Source organism: Ruegeria sp. AH12 (assembly GCF_056541465.1).
Genome location: NZ_JBQFYL010000002.1, coordinates 103,123 through 117,800, shown reverse-complemented (window position 1 = coordinate 117,800; position 14,678 = coordinate 103,123). Strand labels below are relative to the sequence as shown.

Genomic DNA, 14,678 nt, shown 5'->3' with positions numbered 1-14,678 from the left:
AGGGATGACCTTGAAGACATTCGCTTTTCTGGCCGCCATGATGGCCGCAACTGCCGCTGGGCTGGCCCATGCGGAAGAACGTCGCATTTCTGTTGACGCGATTGGAACCGTGCAAGTTGCACCCGATATGGCGACGATCACGCTGGGTGTGACCAATCAGGATGCCGAAGCGTCGGTTGCGATGAAAGCGACGTCAGATGCAGTGGCACAGGTGTTGTCCCGCCTGACAGATATGGGGATCGAGGACCGGGATGTGCAAACACGCGACCTGTCGCTCTCACCGGTTTGGTCGAATCGCAATCAGCAGAACGGAGAGCCGCCCGAGATCACCGGGTTTGTCGCTTCGAACCGTGTTTTTGTCCGGGTGCGCGACCTGTCCCAGCTTGGGCAGATCATGGATGCGGTCATTCAGGACGGGGCGAATGATTTTGGCGGGCTGAGCTTTGGTTTGCAGGACACCAAACCGATTGAGGTTCAGGCACGCGCCAAAGCCGTGGGCGAAGCCACGTCAAAGGCCGAGCAACTGGCCCAAGCGGCCAATGTCACGCTGGGTCCGGTTCAGTCGATTTCCGAGCGCACCGGAGGGGTCCGGCCCATGGCAGAGATGCGCGCCTTTAGCGTCGCCGATACTGGTGGAGTGCCCGTCGCAGGCGGCGAGATCACGGTATCGGTCAGCGTCTCGATGGAGTTTGAGATTTCGGAATAAACTCAGCCATCGGCGCGGGCCATCAGCTTTTGTCGTTGCTGGCCCGCCGCGTCGAAATTGTCAGGCGACAACCAAGACTCGAATGCGCCCCGAATGCGGGGCCATTCACTGTCGAGAATGGAAAACCACGCCGTATCCCGGTTGCGTCCTTTGTAATGGGTCGCCTGGCGGAATATCCCTTCGAAGGTAAAGCCCAGCCGTTTGGCCGCCGCACAAGACGGTGCGTTCAGCGCATCGCATTTCCATTCGTAGCGGCGATAGCCTAGCTCGTCGAAGACGCGTTTCATCATCAGATACATAGTTTCGGTGGACTGAGGTTTGCGCTGTAGCAGCGGCGAGAAATGGATATGCCCGACCTCGATCGCCCCCCCGGCCGGTTCGATCCGCAAGTAGGAGGCCATACCCACAGGCACCTCATCCGCATCAAGTATCGTATGAAACATCGGGTCCGCATCCATGCAGGTGGCGCGCGCCCAGGTTTCAAACGCCTGTTCGGTATCAAACGGCCCATAGGGCAGATAGGTCCAGTTGCGGTGATTGGCGTCATTGGCAAACGCCCGGAACAACCCGGGCGCGTGCCTGTTCACATCAAGTGGCACGACTGAGCAATACTGGCCCTCCATCGGGGTATAGGGTGGTGTGGGGCGAGGGAACTCGCCCGTGACCGGTTTGCCGATGGGTTGACCAAGTGCGTTGGTATCGTGCCCGCTCATGATCTATGCGCTAGCTTTGTTGAGCGCCTGATCCAGATCAGCGATCAGGTCGTTGGCATCCTCGATTCCGATCGAGACGCGAACCACATTGGGGCCTGCGCCAGCGGCCTCTTGTTGTTCGGGCGTCAATTGACGGTGTGTGGTCGACGCCGAGTGGATGATCAGCGACCGCGCATCGCCGAGGTTGGCAACGTGGCTGAAAATCTCCAAAGCGTTCACCAGCTTGATGCAAGCGTCATAGCCGCCCTTGACCGCAAAGGTGAACAGCGCACCGGCACCACGCGGATACTGCGCCTTGACCCGGTCGTGATAGGGCGATGAGGGCAGGCCCGCATAGGTCACGTAGTCGACGCGGTCATCCGCCTCGAGCCAGGCGGCGATCTTTTGCGCGTTCTCGACGTGGCGCTCCATCCGCAGCGACAGCGTCTCGATCCCCATCAGCGTGTAATGTGCCGCTTGCGGGTTCATGGTCATGCCCAGATCGCGCAGGCCGATGGCAATGCCGTGGAAGGTGAAGGCCAGCGGGCCGAAGGTCTCATGGAATTTCAGCCCGTGATAGGCCTGCTCTGGCTGGCTAAGCGAGGGAAATTTGTCATTCGCCGACCAGTCGAACTTGCCCGAATCCACGATGCAGCCGCCAGTGACGGTGCCGTTGCCGGTCAGGTACTTGGTGGTCGAATGCACGACCAGAGTCGCGCCGTGCTCGATGGGCCGGCACAGGTAGGGCGTGGCCGAGGTGTTGTCGACGATCAGCGGAATGCCTGCGCCGTCTGCGACATCAGCCAGCGACCGGATGTCGGTGACATAGCCGCCGGGGTTGGCGATGGATTCGCAGAATACCGCCCGGGTGTTTTCGTCGATGGCGGCCTTTACGGCGTCCAGATCGTCGGTGTCGACAAACTTGGCCGACCAGCCGAAGCGCTTGATGGTCTGGCTGAACTGCGTGACGGTGCCGCCGTACAATCGAGTCGAGGCCACCACGTTGCAGCCCGGCCCCATCAGCGGGAACAGCGCCATGATCTGCGCCGCGTGACCCGAGGAACAGCAGACCGCGCCAACGCCGCCCTCCAGCGTCGCAACACGTTCTTGCAGCACCGCAACGGTCGGGTTGGTCAGGCGCGAATAGATAAAGCCCACTTCCTGCAGGTTAAACAGCGCCGCCGCATGATCTGCATCGCGGAAAACATAGGCGGTAGTTTGATAGATCGGAGTCTGGCGCGCACCAGTTGCCGGATCAGGGCGTGCGCCCGCGTGAATCTGTAGGGTGTCGAAACCATAGGTAGGACCGTCGGACATCGTAAACTCTCCTGTCGAAATAGAACTTGCGAAATCTGTAGGACATTGCCCGCCGTCACACAACGCCGCTTTCAGCGCATCCAGAGGCCCTGTGCTTTGATCCTGTTGCGGATCACCTGTTCGCGGCTGGGCAGGGCGTCGCGATCAAACAGGTCCCGGATTTTCTGACCCTTGCCCTGAATCACCAGCTTTTTGATCGGATCATATTGCTTGAGGACCTTCTTGACCTTGTTCGGGGCCACGACGGTTTCCAGAACGTCGATCACATGATCACTCTCGCGGGCGTAGAGCAGCGGGAACAGGCGATAATGGCAACTGACCGAGCCATCCAGCAATCCGTCGGGCAGTGCATCGCGCCCTCCGCCGAAAGAGTGGATCACAAGGGGCAGAGCGGCCTGATCCAGCCAAGGGTCAAGGTTCTGCCCGATCAATTCCGGGATCTGATCATCCCGGATGGTGCGCGCATACTCCAGAAATCGCTCGCCAAATTGACGTGGGCATTTGTAAAAGAAATAGCCTGCGTTGAAATACAGATACCGACGCCAGTGTCCCTGCGGTTGGTCGGTATCAATCGAGCCGTCGAAATCCAGATCAAAACGGCGATAAAGCGCAGACCAGATGCCCTCAAACCCTGGCCCGTAAAGCGTGGGCTTGGGCCATGTGCCTTCGACTTTTTGCGAGGCACCGGGGCGGCCAAAATCAAACGGAACGCTGCTCAGCTCGCCGGTGATCAGGGTATCTGTATCAAAGAAAACAAAGGGTTCCCCTTCGGGCAGGGCCAGAAGCGCTTCGATCTTGTTCCCGTTGGGATAGCTCTCGCCGAAGACATGATTGTCAAAAGGCAGGATCTCCGCATCAAGCTGTTTCAGGGCCTTGAGTACGTCTTGGTCTTGAATGGCCGGGCTCTGGTTCCAGCGCGGACCGGGTTTGGGTGTGGCGACGAACAGACGTCCTTTGAAGTCGGGCGCGGAATGGCGCAGCGAGGCGGCGAACAGGACCGCCTCATATTGCAGGCGGTTGTTCTGACCAATGATGACAATATTGAAGTCTTGCGAAGCTGCCCGCATCTGTGCCCGTCCTAAACATGCGTTGATCTCACGCATCTGAGATTGGGCTTACAGCAACCGGTGTAGGGCGTCAAAAGTCGTTTGTGGTGCGCGGGTTGTCCAAGGCGAACCCGAGTTAGAGCACTTCAGTGTGTCGGTCCTGCTTGGTTTGTGGTCATAACCCCACGAAAACGCCGATATTTCGAACGAAATCTCGTGCAATTTCAAAATTTTGACCAATTGATAAATTTTACCAATTGATAAAATTTCGATTTGTGGCAAGCTGAGGTTACAACAAACATATCTACAGGGAGTAGAGCGATGGCACAGGGCCAGATGGCACCCGGAATCGTTTCCGGGCGGCTTTCCAGCGATGAACTGACATCGAATTTTTCGGATCTGCATCCGCCTTTGGCCCCGCATGAGGCCGCTGTGGCCGCAGATCGCTGCTATTTCTGTTACGACGCGCCATGCGTGACGGCCTGTCCGACTGATATCGATATTCCGTTGTTCATCCGCCAGATACAGGCGGGTCAGCCGCAATCGGCGGGAAAGACCATTCTCGACCAGAATATCCTGGGTGGCATGTGTGCTCGGGTCTGTCCGACCGAAACCTTGTGCGAAGAGGCCTGCGTGCGCGAAGCCGCCGAAGGCAAACCGGTTGAGATCGGGCGGCTTCAGCGTTTCGCAACCGATGATGTGATGGCCTCTGGTGAACATCCTTTTGAACGCGCTGCGGCGACCGGCAAAACCGTGGCCGTTGTTGGCGCAGGACCAGCGGGTCTCGCTTGCGCCCATCGGCTGGCCATGCTGGGCCATGATGTGGTGATCCACGAAGGCAAGCCCAAGCCAGGCGGTCTGAACGAATACGGGATCGCGGCCTATAAATCGACCAACGATTTTGCACAGGCCGAGGTCGACTGGCTGCTGAAAATCGGCGGTATCGCTATCGAAACCGGTTCTTTGCTGGGCGAAGGCCTCTCTCTGGAGGGGCTGATTGAAAATTATGATGCCGTTTTCCTGTCCATTGGCCTGGCCGGTGTGAATGCTCTGCGGGCGCAAGGCGTGGACAAGGACGGCGTGCGCCCGGCAGTCGATTTCATCTCAGACGTGCGGCAAGCTTCGGATCTGTCGGATTTACCGGTTGGCCGAAATGTAGTTGTGATCGGCGGCGGCATGACGGCTGTTGATGCGGCAGTGAAGTCGAAGCTGCTAGGGGCCGAGCAGGTCACGATCGCCTATCGCCGTGGGCGCGACGCGATGGGGGCCAGCCGATACGAGCAGGACCTCGCGGCCTCGCATGGCGTGCGGATCATGACCAATGTTCAGCCTGTCGCGGTGCATGGCAACGGTGCGGCAGTCGAGATCGAGTTGGAATACACCTCCAGCCAAAACGGTCAGTTGACCGGAACCGGTGAGACGGTTCGGCTGCCTGCGGATCAGGTTCTGAAAGCCATTGGTCAGACGCTGGATGGCGCGCCCGAAGGGCTGGAACTGGACGGCAACAAGATTGCGGTCAGCGGTGCTGGGCGTACTTCCATCTCCGGTGTCTGGGCTGGTGGAGATTGTGCGGCCGGGGGCGAAGACCTGACCGTGACCGCCGTGGCCGAAGGCCGTGATGCGGCGATGGACATCCACGCGAGCCTGGTTTCGTGATAGGGTGAGGCTTTCAAGCCAACCTATTCGCTGAGGTATCGTTATGTCCCAGATCGAAGACGCAGTTGCCAAACATTATACCACCGGTGCCCTGACGGACCGCGTGCGCGATGCGCTGAAAGCCAGCGGTGTGGACCCGGATGCGGCCACGGTCGCCGATCTGAAAGCCGGAGACGAGTTCCACACGGGCGGCGTTCTGGCCACCGATCACCTGTTTGACCAATTGTCCTTGACCCATGCGACGCGGGTGCTGGATGTGGGTTGCGGGATCGGCGGGACGTCGCGTTATGTTGTGGATCGGTATGACTCGACGGTGACGGGGGTCGACCTGACACCCGAGTTTGTCGAAACGGCAGCTGCACTCAGCGAGATCGTGGGGCATTCCGACAAGGTCGAGTTCCATGTCGGCAGCGCTTTGGACATGCCAGTGCCGGATGCCGGGTTCGATCTGGCGGTGATGCTGCATGTCGGTATGAACATCGAAGACAAGGCCGGGCTGTTCGCTGAAGTCGCGCGCGCTTTGGCGACAGATGGGCAGTTTGCTCTGTTTGATGTGATGGCCGGTGAAACAGACGAGCCTCTGGCGTTCCCTTTGCCCTGGTCAAGCGTCGCTGAGACATCCTTTGTAGACGCGCCCGAGCTCTACAAGGACGCGGCCGCAGCGGCGGGGCTTGAGTTGGAGGCAGAGACGGATCGCACCGAGTTTGCGATTAAGTTCTTCGAGGAAGTCTTTGCAAAGATTTCCGAAAGCGGCCCTGCGCCGTTAGGTATCCACCTGATGATGGGCGAGACGGCGCCCGAGAAGTTCCAAAACTACGTCGCAAACCTGCATGCCGGGCGGATTCGCCCGACCGAGATGATTTTCAAGAAAACCGGCTGAGGAGCCGGAAAGGAGTCCCCATGGCTGACCTGACGACAGACTTTCTGGGCATTTCCAGCCCCAACCCTTTCTGGCTGGCCTCGGCCCCGCCAACCGACAAAGAATACAACGTCCGCCGCGCCTTCGAGGCCGGGTGGGGCGGCGTGGTCTGGAAGACACTCGGGGCTGAGGGACCGCCGGTCGTGAATGTGAACGGCCCTCGATACGGCGCGATTTATGGTGCAGACCGGCGGTTGCTGGGCCTGAACAATATCGAACTGATCACCGACCGACCACTTGAGGTAAACCTAGAGGAAATGGCGCGGGTCAAGGCGGACTATCCAGACCGGGCACTGATCGCCTCGATCATGGTGCCGTGTGAGGAGGGCGCGTGGAAAGCCATCCTGCCCCGCGTGGCTGAGACCGGCGCGGATGGAATCGAATTGAACTTCGGCTGCCCGCACGGGATGAGCGAGCGGGGCATGGGCGCGGCTGTCGGTCAGGTGCCTGAGTACATCGAAATGGTCACCCGCTGGTGCAAAATGTACTATGACCGCCCGGTGATCGTGAAGCTGACGCCGAACATTACCGATATTCGCAAACCTGCGGCGGCGGCCAAGAATGGCGGTGCAGATGCGGTGTCGCTGATCAACACAATCAACTCGATCACCAGCGTCAATCTGGACACGTTCAGCCCCGAGCCCTCGATTGATGGCAAGGGCAGCCATGGCGGCTATTGCGGTCCGGCGGTAAAGCCGATTGCCTTGTCCATGGTCTCGGAAATTGCGCGGGACGCGGAAACGCATGGTCTGCCGATTTCCGGCATCGGTGGCGTTACCACATGGCGCGATGCGGCAGAGTTCATATCGCTGGGCTGTGGCAACGTTCAAGTCTGCACGGCGGCTATGACCTACGGCTTCAAGATCATCGATGAATTGACGGCAGGCCTGTCCAAATGGATGGACGAGAAGGGTTATTCCAACGTCTCGGAAGTTGTTGGTCGCGCGGTCCCCAACGTAACCGATTGGCAGTATCTGAACCTGAACTACATCGCCAAGGCCAAGATCGATCAGGACCAGTGCATCAAATGCGGTCGCTGCTATGCCGCATGCGAAGACACCAGCCATCAGGCAATTGCCATGTCACCGGACCGGGTGTTCGAGGTGATCGACGAAGAATGCGTGGCCTGTAACCTCTGTGTCGATGTCTGCCCGGTCGAGGGCTGTATCTCGATGGAGCCGATGGCAGCAGGAGAGGTTGACCCGCGTACCGGGCGCGAGGTTCAGCCGGACTATGCAAACTGGACAACGCATCCCAACAATCCGATGGCCAAGGCCGCGGAATGAACAGGTTTGCGCAGATCTTTGAAGGGCCGTTGGTACGGCCCCTTAGTTCAAGGTGTCAAAAGCTTGCGATACAGGGTGTCGACAAACGTTTCTGCGCCTTCGAACGGGTCTTCGTCGCCCAGGATCGCGCGGACCTGAACTTCGAAGTCTGCATAGTGCTGGGTCAGGGCCCAGATCGAAAACATCAGGTGATAAGGATGCACCCGCGCGATTTTGCCCTGATCCATCCATCCGGTCAGAAGCGCGGTTTTCTCATCGACCAATGCTTTGAGATCCTGAGACAAAGCCTCGTGAATGCGCGGCGCGCCCTGAACCAACTCGTTGGCAAACAGACGGCTTTCTCGTGGTAACTCCTGACTCATCTGCAGCTTTCGGCGAATATAGGACAGCAGCTCCTCAAGCGGATCGCCGTTTTCGTCCAGATCGTGCAGCGGCGCCAGCCAGGTTTCCAGAAGGCCAGACAGAAGCTCCGTATGGATCGCTTCTTTTGACGGGAAGTAGTACAATAGATTCGGCTTACTCAGTCCGGATTCTGCCGCGATCTGATCAACAGTCGAGCCGCGAAACCCATGCGACGAAAAAACGTTCAATGCGGCCTCTAGAATCGCAGCGCGGTTCTTTTTCTGAATACGGGTTGGGGCGCGGTCGCTGGGCATCTGTTCGGACTGTCTCTTTTTTCGTCAGGCACGCATGGACTAGGCCAAAAAGTTTGGTGGTGCACCGCAATTTCTTGACTGATGTCGAACCCGTGATAGCGTGAGTTTGACCAGATGGTCAAATCAAGACAGCAGTAGCGAGCAAATCGCAAGCAACAGGGAAAGTGACTATGGCAGCTCCGGCGCAGAATCTCAGGATCAATGGCGATAGGTTGTGGGACAGCCTGATGGAGATGGCCAAGATCGGCCCCGGCATTGCGGGTGGCAATAACCGCCAGACTTTGACGGATGAAGATGCCGAAGGGCGCGCGCTGTTCCAAAGCTGGTGCCAGGAAGCGGGCTGTTCCATGGGATTGGACCAGATGGGCAATATGTTTGCCATGCGCGGGGGCACAGACCCAGACGCTCTGCCAGTTTATGTGGGTTCGCATCTCGATACTCAGCCGACAGGTGGCAAGTATGACGGCGTGCTGGGTGTGCTGGGTGGGCTAGAGATCATTCGCACGTTGAATGATCTGGGCATCAAGACAAAACATCCGATTATCGCGACAAACTGGACCAATGAAGAGGGGACACGGTACGCGCCGGCCATGCTTTCCTCGGGCGTATTTGCGGGCATGCACACGCAGGATTGGGCCTATGACCGTGAAGACGCGGAAGGCAAAAAGTTCGGCGATGAACTACAGCGGATCGGCTGGCGCGGTGAGGAAGAGGTCGGCGCCCGCAAGATGCATGCCTTCTTTGAACTGCATATCGAACAGGGCCCAGTCCTAGAAGCCGAGGGTAAGGATATCGGCGTTGTCACCCACGGACAGGGCCTGAGCTGGACGCAAATCACCGTGACCGGCAAAGATGCTCATACCGGTTCGACCCCGATGCCAATGCGCAAGAACGCAGGGCTGGCCATGGCGCGTATTCTTGAGAAACTGGATGAGATCGCTTGGTCGCATGCACCGCATGCCGTTGGGGCAGCGGGGCATATTGATGTGTACCCGAACTCACGCAACGTGATCCCTGGCAAGGTGGTGTTTACGGTCGATTTCCGCTCGCCAGAGTTGGAGGTGATCACCGATATGGAAAACCGCCTGCGTGTGGCGGCTGAGGATATCGTGAATGAGATGGGCCTACAGATTGAATTCGAAAAGGTCGGTGGTTTCGATCCGGTCAAATTCGATGAGGGCTGTGTGGCCGCCGTGCGCGACGCGGCAGAGCGGCTGGGCTATTCCCATACAGATATCATCTCGGGCGCGGGTCATGATGCCTGCTGGATCAATCGGGTCGCGCCGACCGCGATGGTGATGTGCCCTTGCGTAGATGGCCTGAGCCACAACGAGGCTGAAGAGATCAGCAAGGACTGGGCGGCTGCCGGTGCGGATGTTTTGCTGCATGCCGTCGTTGAGACGGCGGAGATCGTGGAATAGGGGGCGCTGCCCCCGTCGCCTAAGGGCGACTCCCCCGGGATATTTTTAGCCAGATGAAGCAAGCGGCGCAGACCGCAACAGGGAGTTTGAAATGAGTACTGTCATCAAGAACGGGACCATCGTAACCGCTGATCTGACCTATAAGGCGGATGTGAAAGTTGAGGGCGGTGTGATCACCGAGATTGGGCCGGACCTGCGTGGCGACAAGGAATTGGACGCCTCTGGGTGCTACGTGATGCCCGGTGGGATCGACCCGCACACGCATCTTGAGATGCCGTTCATGGGGACGTATTCCAGCGACGATTTCGAAAGCGGCACGCGTGCGGCTTTGGCCGGTGGTACCACGATGGTGGTGGATTTCGCACTTCCCAATCCGGGCGAGAGCTTGCTGGATGCGCTCAAGCGTTGGGACAATAAATCGACGCGGGCGAATTGTGACTACTCGTTCCACATGGCGGTGACCTGGTGGGGGGAGCAGGTGTTCGACGACATCAAGACTGTCATCGAGACGCGCGGTATCAACACGTTCAAGCATTTCATGGCCTATAAAGGCGCGCTGATGGTGAATGATGACGAGCTGTTTGCCTCGTTCAAACGTCTGGCTGAACTGGGTGGCACCGCCATGGTGCACGCCGAAAACGGCGATGTGGTCGCTGAGTTGAGTGCGAAGCTACTGGCTGAGGGCAATACTGGCCCCGAGGCACACGCCTATTCCCGTCCGCCGCAGGTCGAAGGTGAAGCGACCAACCGTGCGATCATGATTGCCGATATGGCCGGTGTGCCTCTGTACGTAGTGCATACCTCCTGTGAGGAGGCGCATGAGGCCATTCGGCGCGCCAAGATGCAGGGCAAGCGGGTTTGGGGAGAACCTTTGATCCAGCACCTAACCTTGGATGAGAGTGAGTATTTCCACCATGACTGGGAGCATGCGGCGCGGCGGGTCATGAGCCCTCCGTTCCGGAACAAGCAGCATCAAGATAGCCTATGGAACGGTCTGCAATCGGGCACGTTGAGTGTGGTCGCAACGGACCATTGCGCCTTTACGACCGAGCAGAAACGCTATGGCGTGGGGGATTTCACAAAGATCCCCAATGGCACTGGCGGGTTGGAGGATCGGATGCCGATGCTCTGGACCCATGGGGTGAATACCGGGCGTTTGACTATGAATGAGTTCGTGGCCGTGACCTCAACTAACATCGCCAAAATATTGAATTGCTATCCTAAAAAAGGCGCGATTCTTGTCGGTGCTGATGCTGATCTGGTGGTTTGGGATCCCGACAAGGCCAAGGTGATCTCGGCCGAGACGCAACAATCGTCGATCGATTACAACGTGTTTGAAGGCAAGGAAGTGCGCGGACTGCCGCGGTTCACGCTGACCCGTGGTGCGGTTGCTGTGCATGATGGTGATATCCAGACGCAAGAAGGGCACGGAAAGTTCGTCTCGCGTGAGGCCAATACACATGTGAACAAAGCGCTGAGCACTTGGAAAGAGCTTACAGCACCACGCCCGGTGGAGCGCACGGGTATCCCGGCAACGGGGGTCTAAGTGGCAGTCATTCGGGGCGTTTTGGGGTATTTGGCAGCAGTGTTCTGCGCGTCTCTAATAATTTGGGGTTGGCAAATGAGCATCTTTGAACAGCCATGGCCAGCACAGTTAGGGCTGGTCATTCAGACGGGAATAATGTTGCCGTTGGCTGTCATTTTCTCAGCTGTTCCGGCATTTGCCCTTCGAATGATCGCTGCGATATTTCGCATTTTTCACCCGGTAGCAGCTGGGGCTGGTGGTACGGTTACGGGTGCAGCAGTGTATTTGTTACTCAATACGGAAAACATGACTGATCGACCATTGGCGGTCGATTTGCCCGGTTTGCTGTTGTTTAGCATCGCTGGTGCTATTGCTGGGTTGGTCTGGTTTTGGATCGAAAATTTGGGGATTACTACGAGATGACAATTGGCGAAACGGTTATTGAAGCCAAAAACCTCGACCTCACCTTCCAGACCAACGACGGGCCTGTCCATGCCCTCAAAGATGTGAATCTGACCATCGACAAGGGCGATTTCGTGAGCTTCATTGGCCCATCTGGCTGTGGTAAAACCACGTTCCTGCGCTGTATCGCGGCGCTGGAAACACCGACAGGCGGAACGTTGACGGTGAATGGCATGACCCCGGATGAAGCGCGACGCAAGCGCGCCTATGGATACGTGTTTCAGGCCGCTGGGTTATACCCATGGCGCACGATTGCCAAGAACATCAAACTGCCGCTTGAGATCATGGGATACTCGACTGCAGAGCAAGACGAACGCGTTAAGAAGGTCTTGGAACTGGTTGATCTGGAAGGGTTTGGTGGGAAGTTTCCGTGGCAGCTATCCGGTGGGATGCAACAACGTGCCAGTATCGCACGCGCCTTGGCTTTTGACGCCGATATCCTGCTGATGGACGAACCGTTCGGGGCGTTGGATGAGATCGTGCGCGATCACCTGAACGAACAGCTTCTGGCGTTGTGGGCGCGGACCGAGAAGACAATAGGCTTCGTTACCCACTCGATCCCCGAGGCAGTGTACCTAAGCACCAAGATCGTCGTCATGAGCCCTCGACCCGGGCGGATTACAGATGTGATCGACAGCCCGTTGCCCAAGGAACGGCCGTTGGACATTCGCGATACGCCGGAATTCATCGAGGTCGCGCACCGGGTACGTGACGGGCTGCGGGCAGGGCATTCCTATGATGATTGACAATTTCCAGATCAGGCGCGCAAGGCCCGCGGATGTGGAAGCATGCGCCCGTGTGGTTCACGACTGGGTCAGCCAGACCGAGTGGATGCCCGAAGAGTTGTCGGTGGATCAATTGGCGGGAATGATCGGTGAGGCGTTCGACGCGCGTGAAATCTGGGTCGCGGGTGAACCGGTGGATTGCTACATGTCTATCGACCCAAAAGAACAGAAGATCGGCGCTCTGTATTGCAGCCGAACCGGGCAGGGAATTGGCAAACACTTTGTCGACAAGGCGAAGGAAGGGCGGGATTTTCTTTGGTTGACCACGCATACGCTCAACACAGCGGCGCAAAGGTTCTACCGGCGTGAGGGGTTCGAAGTAACAGCCGAGGAGCCGCCGGTGCCCCCGGATACGGTTCCCGTGTTCCGGATGGAGTGGCGCGCATGAAGCAGGCTCTTGCCGTGATAGCGGTTCTGTTGGCCATTGTTGTGCTTTGGTATTTGGCCGTGGCGCCGATGAATATCCGTGTATCGCTGGATCAGGCGGAACGCGCCGGGGAAACAGTGACACCCGAGTTATCACGGGATCGCCAGCAGGTGTCGGCCTGGGTTTTGATGGCGCAGAACTCTTCGCATATCGCACGGGGTTATGAATTGGATCGACCGCGCTTGCCAACCCCGGTCCAAGTTGGCCAGGAGCTTTGGAAAACCACCGGTGAAATGGCGATGCGGGGGCGGGCCATGTCCAAGCGGTCGCTCATTTACCACGGATGGATCACCCTTCAATCAACGCTTTGGGGTTTTGTTCTGGGCACGGCTGTTGGCATTCTCGGGGCCGTCGCTATTGTCTATTCCCGCGTTGTGGACATGAGCCTGATGCCTTGGGCCATTATCAGCCAAACGGTGCCGATTGTGGCCTTGGCGCCGATGATCATTGTCCTAAGTTCGCAACTTGGGATCGAAGGGCGCGGCGTGCCGAAGGCTATCATCTCGGCCTATCTGTGTTACTTCCCGGTTCTGGTGGGGATGGTCAAAGGGTTACGGTCGCCAGCTGCTTCGCAATTGGATTTGCTGAGAACCTACAATGCAAACGGTCTGCAGGCATTTCTGAAACTGCGTTTGCCGTCCTCGGTGCCCTATCTGTTCACCTCTTTGAAGGTGGGTATCGCGGCCGCTCTGGTCGGTACAATTGTCGGAGAACTTCCAACAGGTGCAATTTCAGGCCTTGGCGCGCGGATATTAATCGGGGATCAGTTTGGCACGCCGCTTGCCATCTGGGCGGCTCTGTTCGCGGCGGCTATTCTGGCGGGCATACTCGTGACCTTGCTGGATGTGCTGCAAAGAGTGACCCTGAAGCGCATGGGGATGAGCACATGAGCTGGTTGATCTTTGCGCTGATTTTCTGGGCCGGAGCCTGGTGGCTGAATGCATGGTTGGCGCGGTCGATCTATTGCGATTCCAAGGGCGTTCGGGTCTTTGTGCCTGTGCTGTTCGGTGTCACACTGCTGATCTTGTGGGAAGGTCTGGTGCGCGGGCTGAATGTCTCACCCGTGATCCTGCCGCCGCCGTCGATGGTGGCGCAGACCTTTGTGAATTCGACGGATATTCTGTGGCAGGATTTCACACAGACGGTGTTCAAGGGGGCACTTACCGGGTTTGCCATCGGCAGTACTGCAGCTTTCCTCACAGCAATCCTTATCGACCGGTCGGTGTTTCTGACACGTGGGTTGTTGCCCATCGGGAATTTTGTCGCGGCTCTGCCCATCGTGGGGATTGCGCCCATTCTGGTCAGCTGGTTCGGGTTCGACTGGCAATCCAAAGCGGCCGTGGTCGTCGTGATGGTATTCTTTCCGATCCTTGTGAACACGGTACAGGGCCTGCGCGAGGCGGACACCATGCAGCGTGATCTGATGCGCACTTATGCAGCCAGCTATATGCAGACCCTGATCAAGCTGCGTCTGCCTGCGGCGATGCCGTTCATTTTCAACGGGCTCAAGATTGCCACAACACTGGCGCTGATCGGGGCGATTGTCGCCGAATACTTCGGATCGCCCACGCGCGGCATGGGCTTTCGGATCTCGACCGGGGTGGGCAGCCTGTCGATCGATCTGGTCTGGGCCGAGATTGCAGTGGCGGCCATGGCGGGTACGGTGTTCTATACATTGGTGGCAGGGATCGAAAAGGTGGTGACCTTTTGGCACCCCTCACAACGCGGATAACAAAAATAAGACTGAACAGACCTCGAAAACGGGGCACACAAAGCAACT

General features: G+C 58.0%; 15 protein-coding genes. 11 read left to right on the top strand and 4 right to left on the bottom strand.

The genetic code is table 11. The features are described 5' to 3' along the window. Window positions 1-10 precede the first annotated feature (10 nt). On the top strand, window positions 11-706 hold the full coding sequence (locus tag ACR0EL_RS04615; protein ID WP_480498618.1) for an SIMPL domain-containing protein: 696 nt from the start codon (window positions 11-13) through the stop codon (window positions 704-706). Window positions 707-708: 2 nt separating this feature from the next. Here ACR0EL_RS04615 and ACR0EL_RS04610 read toward each other — a convergent pair whose 3' ends face one another. The 3 genes from ACR0EL_RS04610 to ACR0EL_RS04600 all read right to left on the bottom strand — a co-directional run bounded on the left by ACR0EL_RS04610 (window position 709) and on the right by ACR0EL_RS04600 (window position 3,782). Continuing rightward, window positions 709-1,419 carry a GNAT family N-acetyltransferase gene (locus ACR0EL_RS04610; protein ID WP_480498616.1) on the bottom strand — a complete coding sequence of 237 codons (711 nt, stop codon included), beginning with the start codon at window positions 1,417-1,419 and terminating at the stop codon, window positions 709-711. Window positions 1,420-1,422: 3 nt separating this feature from the next. Then, window positions 1,423-2,715: an O-acetylhomoserine aminocarboxypropyltransferase/cysteine synthase family protein gene (locus ACR0EL_RS04605; RefSeq protein WP_480498614.1), complete on the bottom strand. Its 1,293-nt coding sequence runs from the start codon at window positions 2,713-2,715 to the stop codon at window positions 1,423-1,425. A gap of 71 nt (window positions 2,716-2,786) precedes the next feature. Continuing rightward, complete coding sequence (locus tag ACR0EL_RS04600; protein WP_480498612.1) at window positions 2,787-3,782, bottom strand: hypothetical protein; 996 nt, start codon at window positions 3,780-3,782, stop codon at window positions 2,787-2,789. A 300-nt stretch (window positions 3,783-4,082) separates the two neighbouring features. Between ACR0EL_RS04600 and ACR0EL_RS04595 the strand changes: the two genes are divergently transcribed. From ACR0EL_RS04595 to preA, 3 genes are read left to right on the top strand one after another with little or no spacing between them, the layout of a single operon-like run. Further along, window positions 4,083-5,417, top strand: a complete 1,335-nt coding sequence (locus ACR0EL_RS04595) for an NAD(P)-dependent oxidoreductase (protein ID WP_480498610.1) — start codon at window positions 4,083-4,085, stop codon at window positions 5,415-5,417. Window positions 5,418-5,460: 43 nt separating this feature from the next. Beyond that, window positions 5,461-6,297, top strand: coding sequence for a class I SAM-dependent methyltransferase (locus tag ACR0EL_RS04590; protein ID WP_480498609.1), 837 nt, complete (start codon window positions 5,461-5,463; stop codon window positions 6,295-6,297). Between the two features lie 20 nt (window positions 6,298-6,317). Further along, window positions 6,318-7,622: an NAD-dependent dihydropyrimidine dehydrogenase subunit PreA gene (preA, locus tag ACR0EL_RS04585; RefSeq protein ID WP_480498607.1), complete on the top strand. Its 1,305-nt coding sequence runs from the start codon at window positions 6,318-6,320 to the stop codon at window positions 7,620-7,622. Between the two features lie 47 nt (window positions 7,623-7,669). Here the strand turns inward: preA and ACR0EL_RS04580 are convergent, their stop codons facing one another. Beyond that, window positions 7,670-8,278, bottom strand: a complete 609-nt coding sequence (locus ACR0EL_RS04580; RefSeq protein WP_480498605.1) for a TetR family transcriptional regulator C-terminal domain-containing protein — start codon at window positions 8,276-8,278, stop codon at window positions 7,670-7,672. 170 nt (window positions 8,279-8,448) lie between these two features. Here ACR0EL_RS04580 and ACR0EL_RS04575 point away from each other — a divergent pair, with 170 nt between their 5' ends. The 7 genes from ACR0EL_RS04575 (at window position 8,449) to ACR0EL_RS04545 (ending at window position 14,630) form a co-directional block, all read left to right on the top strand. Beyond that, window positions 8,449-9,699 (top strand): Zn-dependent hydrolase, encoded by a 1,251-nt coding sequence (locus ACR0EL_RS04575; protein WP_480498603.1) that lies wholly within the window; start codon window positions 8,449-8,451, stop codon window positions 9,697-9,699. A gap of 91 nt (window positions 9,700-9,790) precedes the next feature. Further along, window positions 9,791-11,245, top strand: coding sequence for a dihydropyrimidinase (hydA, locus tag ACR0EL_RS04570; protein WP_353007810.1), 1,455 nt, complete (start codon window positions 9,791-9,793; stop codon window positions 11,243-11,245). A gap of 75 nt (window positions 11,246-11,320) precedes the next feature. After that, window positions 11,321-11,647, top strand: coding sequence for a hypothetical protein (locus ACR0EL_RS04565; protein ID WP_480498601.1), 327 nt, complete (start codon window positions 11,321-11,323; stop codon window positions 11,645-11,647). After that, window positions 11,644-12,432, top strand: a complete 789-nt coding sequence (locus ACR0EL_RS04560; RefSeq protein ID WP_480498599.1) for an ABC transporter ATP-binding protein — start codon at window positions 11,644-11,646, stop codon at window positions 12,430-12,432. The genes ACR0EL_RS04565 and ACR0EL_RS04560 overlap by 4 nt, the downstream gene beginning before the upstream one ends. After that, on the top strand, window positions 12,422-12,859 hold the full coding sequence (locus ACR0EL_RS04555; protein ID WP_480498597.1) for an N-acetyltransferase family protein: 438 nt from the start codon (window positions 12,422-12,424) through the stop codon (window positions 12,857-12,859). Before ACR0EL_RS04560 ends, ACR0EL_RS04555 begins: the two co-directional genes overlap by 11 nt. Further along, complete coding sequence (locus tag ACR0EL_RS04550; RefSeq protein ID WP_480498595.1) at window positions 12,856-13,788, top strand: ABC transporter permease; 933 nt, start codon at window positions 12,856-12,858, stop codon at window positions 13,786-13,788. Before ACR0EL_RS04555 ends, ACR0EL_RS04550 begins: the two co-directional genes overlap by 4 nt. After that, on the top strand, window positions 13,785-14,630 hold the full coding sequence (locus ACR0EL_RS04545) for an ABC transporter permease (RefSeq protein ID WP_480498593.1): 846 nt from the start codon (window positions 13,785-13,787) through the stop codon (window positions 14,628-14,630). The genes ACR0EL_RS04550 and ACR0EL_RS04545 overlap by 4 nt, the downstream gene beginning before the upstream one ends. Window positions 14,631-14,678 lie beyond the last annotated feature (48 nt).

Bases quoted from the DNA above. Each gene is read 5' to 3' on its own strand.
- ACR0EL_RS04610 (WP_480498616.1), bottom strand. From the start codon at position 1,419: ATGAGCGGGCACGATACCAACGCACTTGGTCAACCCATCGGCAAACCG.
- ACR0EL_RS04605 (WP_480498614.1), bottom strand. From the start codon at position 2,715: ATGTCCGACGGTCCTACCTATGGTTTCGACACCCTACAGATTCACGCG.
- ACR0EL_RS04600 (WP_480498612.1), bottom strand. From the start codon at position 3,782: ATGCGGGCAGCTTCGCAAGACTTCAATATTGTCATCATTGGTCAGAAC.
- ACR0EL_RS04595 (WP_480498610.1), top strand. From the start codon at position 4,083: ATGGCACAGGGCCAGATGGCACCCGGAATCGTTTCCGGGCGGCTTTCC.
- ACR0EL_RS04590 (WP_480498609.1), top strand. From the start codon at position 5,461: ATGTCCCAGATCGAAGACGCAGTTGCCAAACATTATACCACCGGTGCC.
- preA (WP_480498607.1), top strand. From the start codon at position 6,318: ATGGCTGACCTGACGACAGACTTTCTGGGCATTTCCAGCCCCAACCCT.
- ACR0EL_RS04580 (WP_480498605.1), bottom strand. From the start codon at position 8,278: ATGCCCAGCGACCGCGCCCCAACCCGTATTCAGAAAAAGAACCGCGCT.
- ACR0EL_RS04575 (WP_480498603.1), top strand. From the start codon at position 8,449: ATGGCAGCTCCGGCGCAGAATCTCAGGATCAATGGCGATAGGTTGTGG.
- hydA (WP_353007810.1), top strand. From the start codon at position 9,791: ATGAGTACTGTCATCAAGAACGGGACCATCGTAACCGCTGATCTGACC.
- ACR0EL_RS04565 (WP_480498601.1), top strand. From the start codon at position 11,321: ATGAGCATCTTTGAACAGCCATGGCCAGCACAGTTAGGGCTGGTCATT.
- ACR0EL_RS04560 (WP_480498599.1), top strand. From the start codon at position 11,644: ATGACAATTGGCGAAACGGTTATTGAAGCCAAAAACCTCGACCTCACC.
- ACR0EL_RS04555 (WP_480498597.1), top strand. From the start codon at position 12,422: ATGATGATTGACAATTTCCAGATCAGGCGCGCAAGGCCCGCGGATGTG.
- ACR0EL_RS04550 (WP_480498595.1), top strand. From the start codon at position 12,856: ATGAAGCAGGCTCTTGCCGTGATAGCGGTTCTGTTGGCCATTGTTGTG.
- ACR0EL_RS04545 (WP_480498593.1), top strand. From the start codon at position 13,785: ATGAGCTGGTTGATCTTTGCGCTGATTTTCTGGGCCGGAGCCTGGTGG.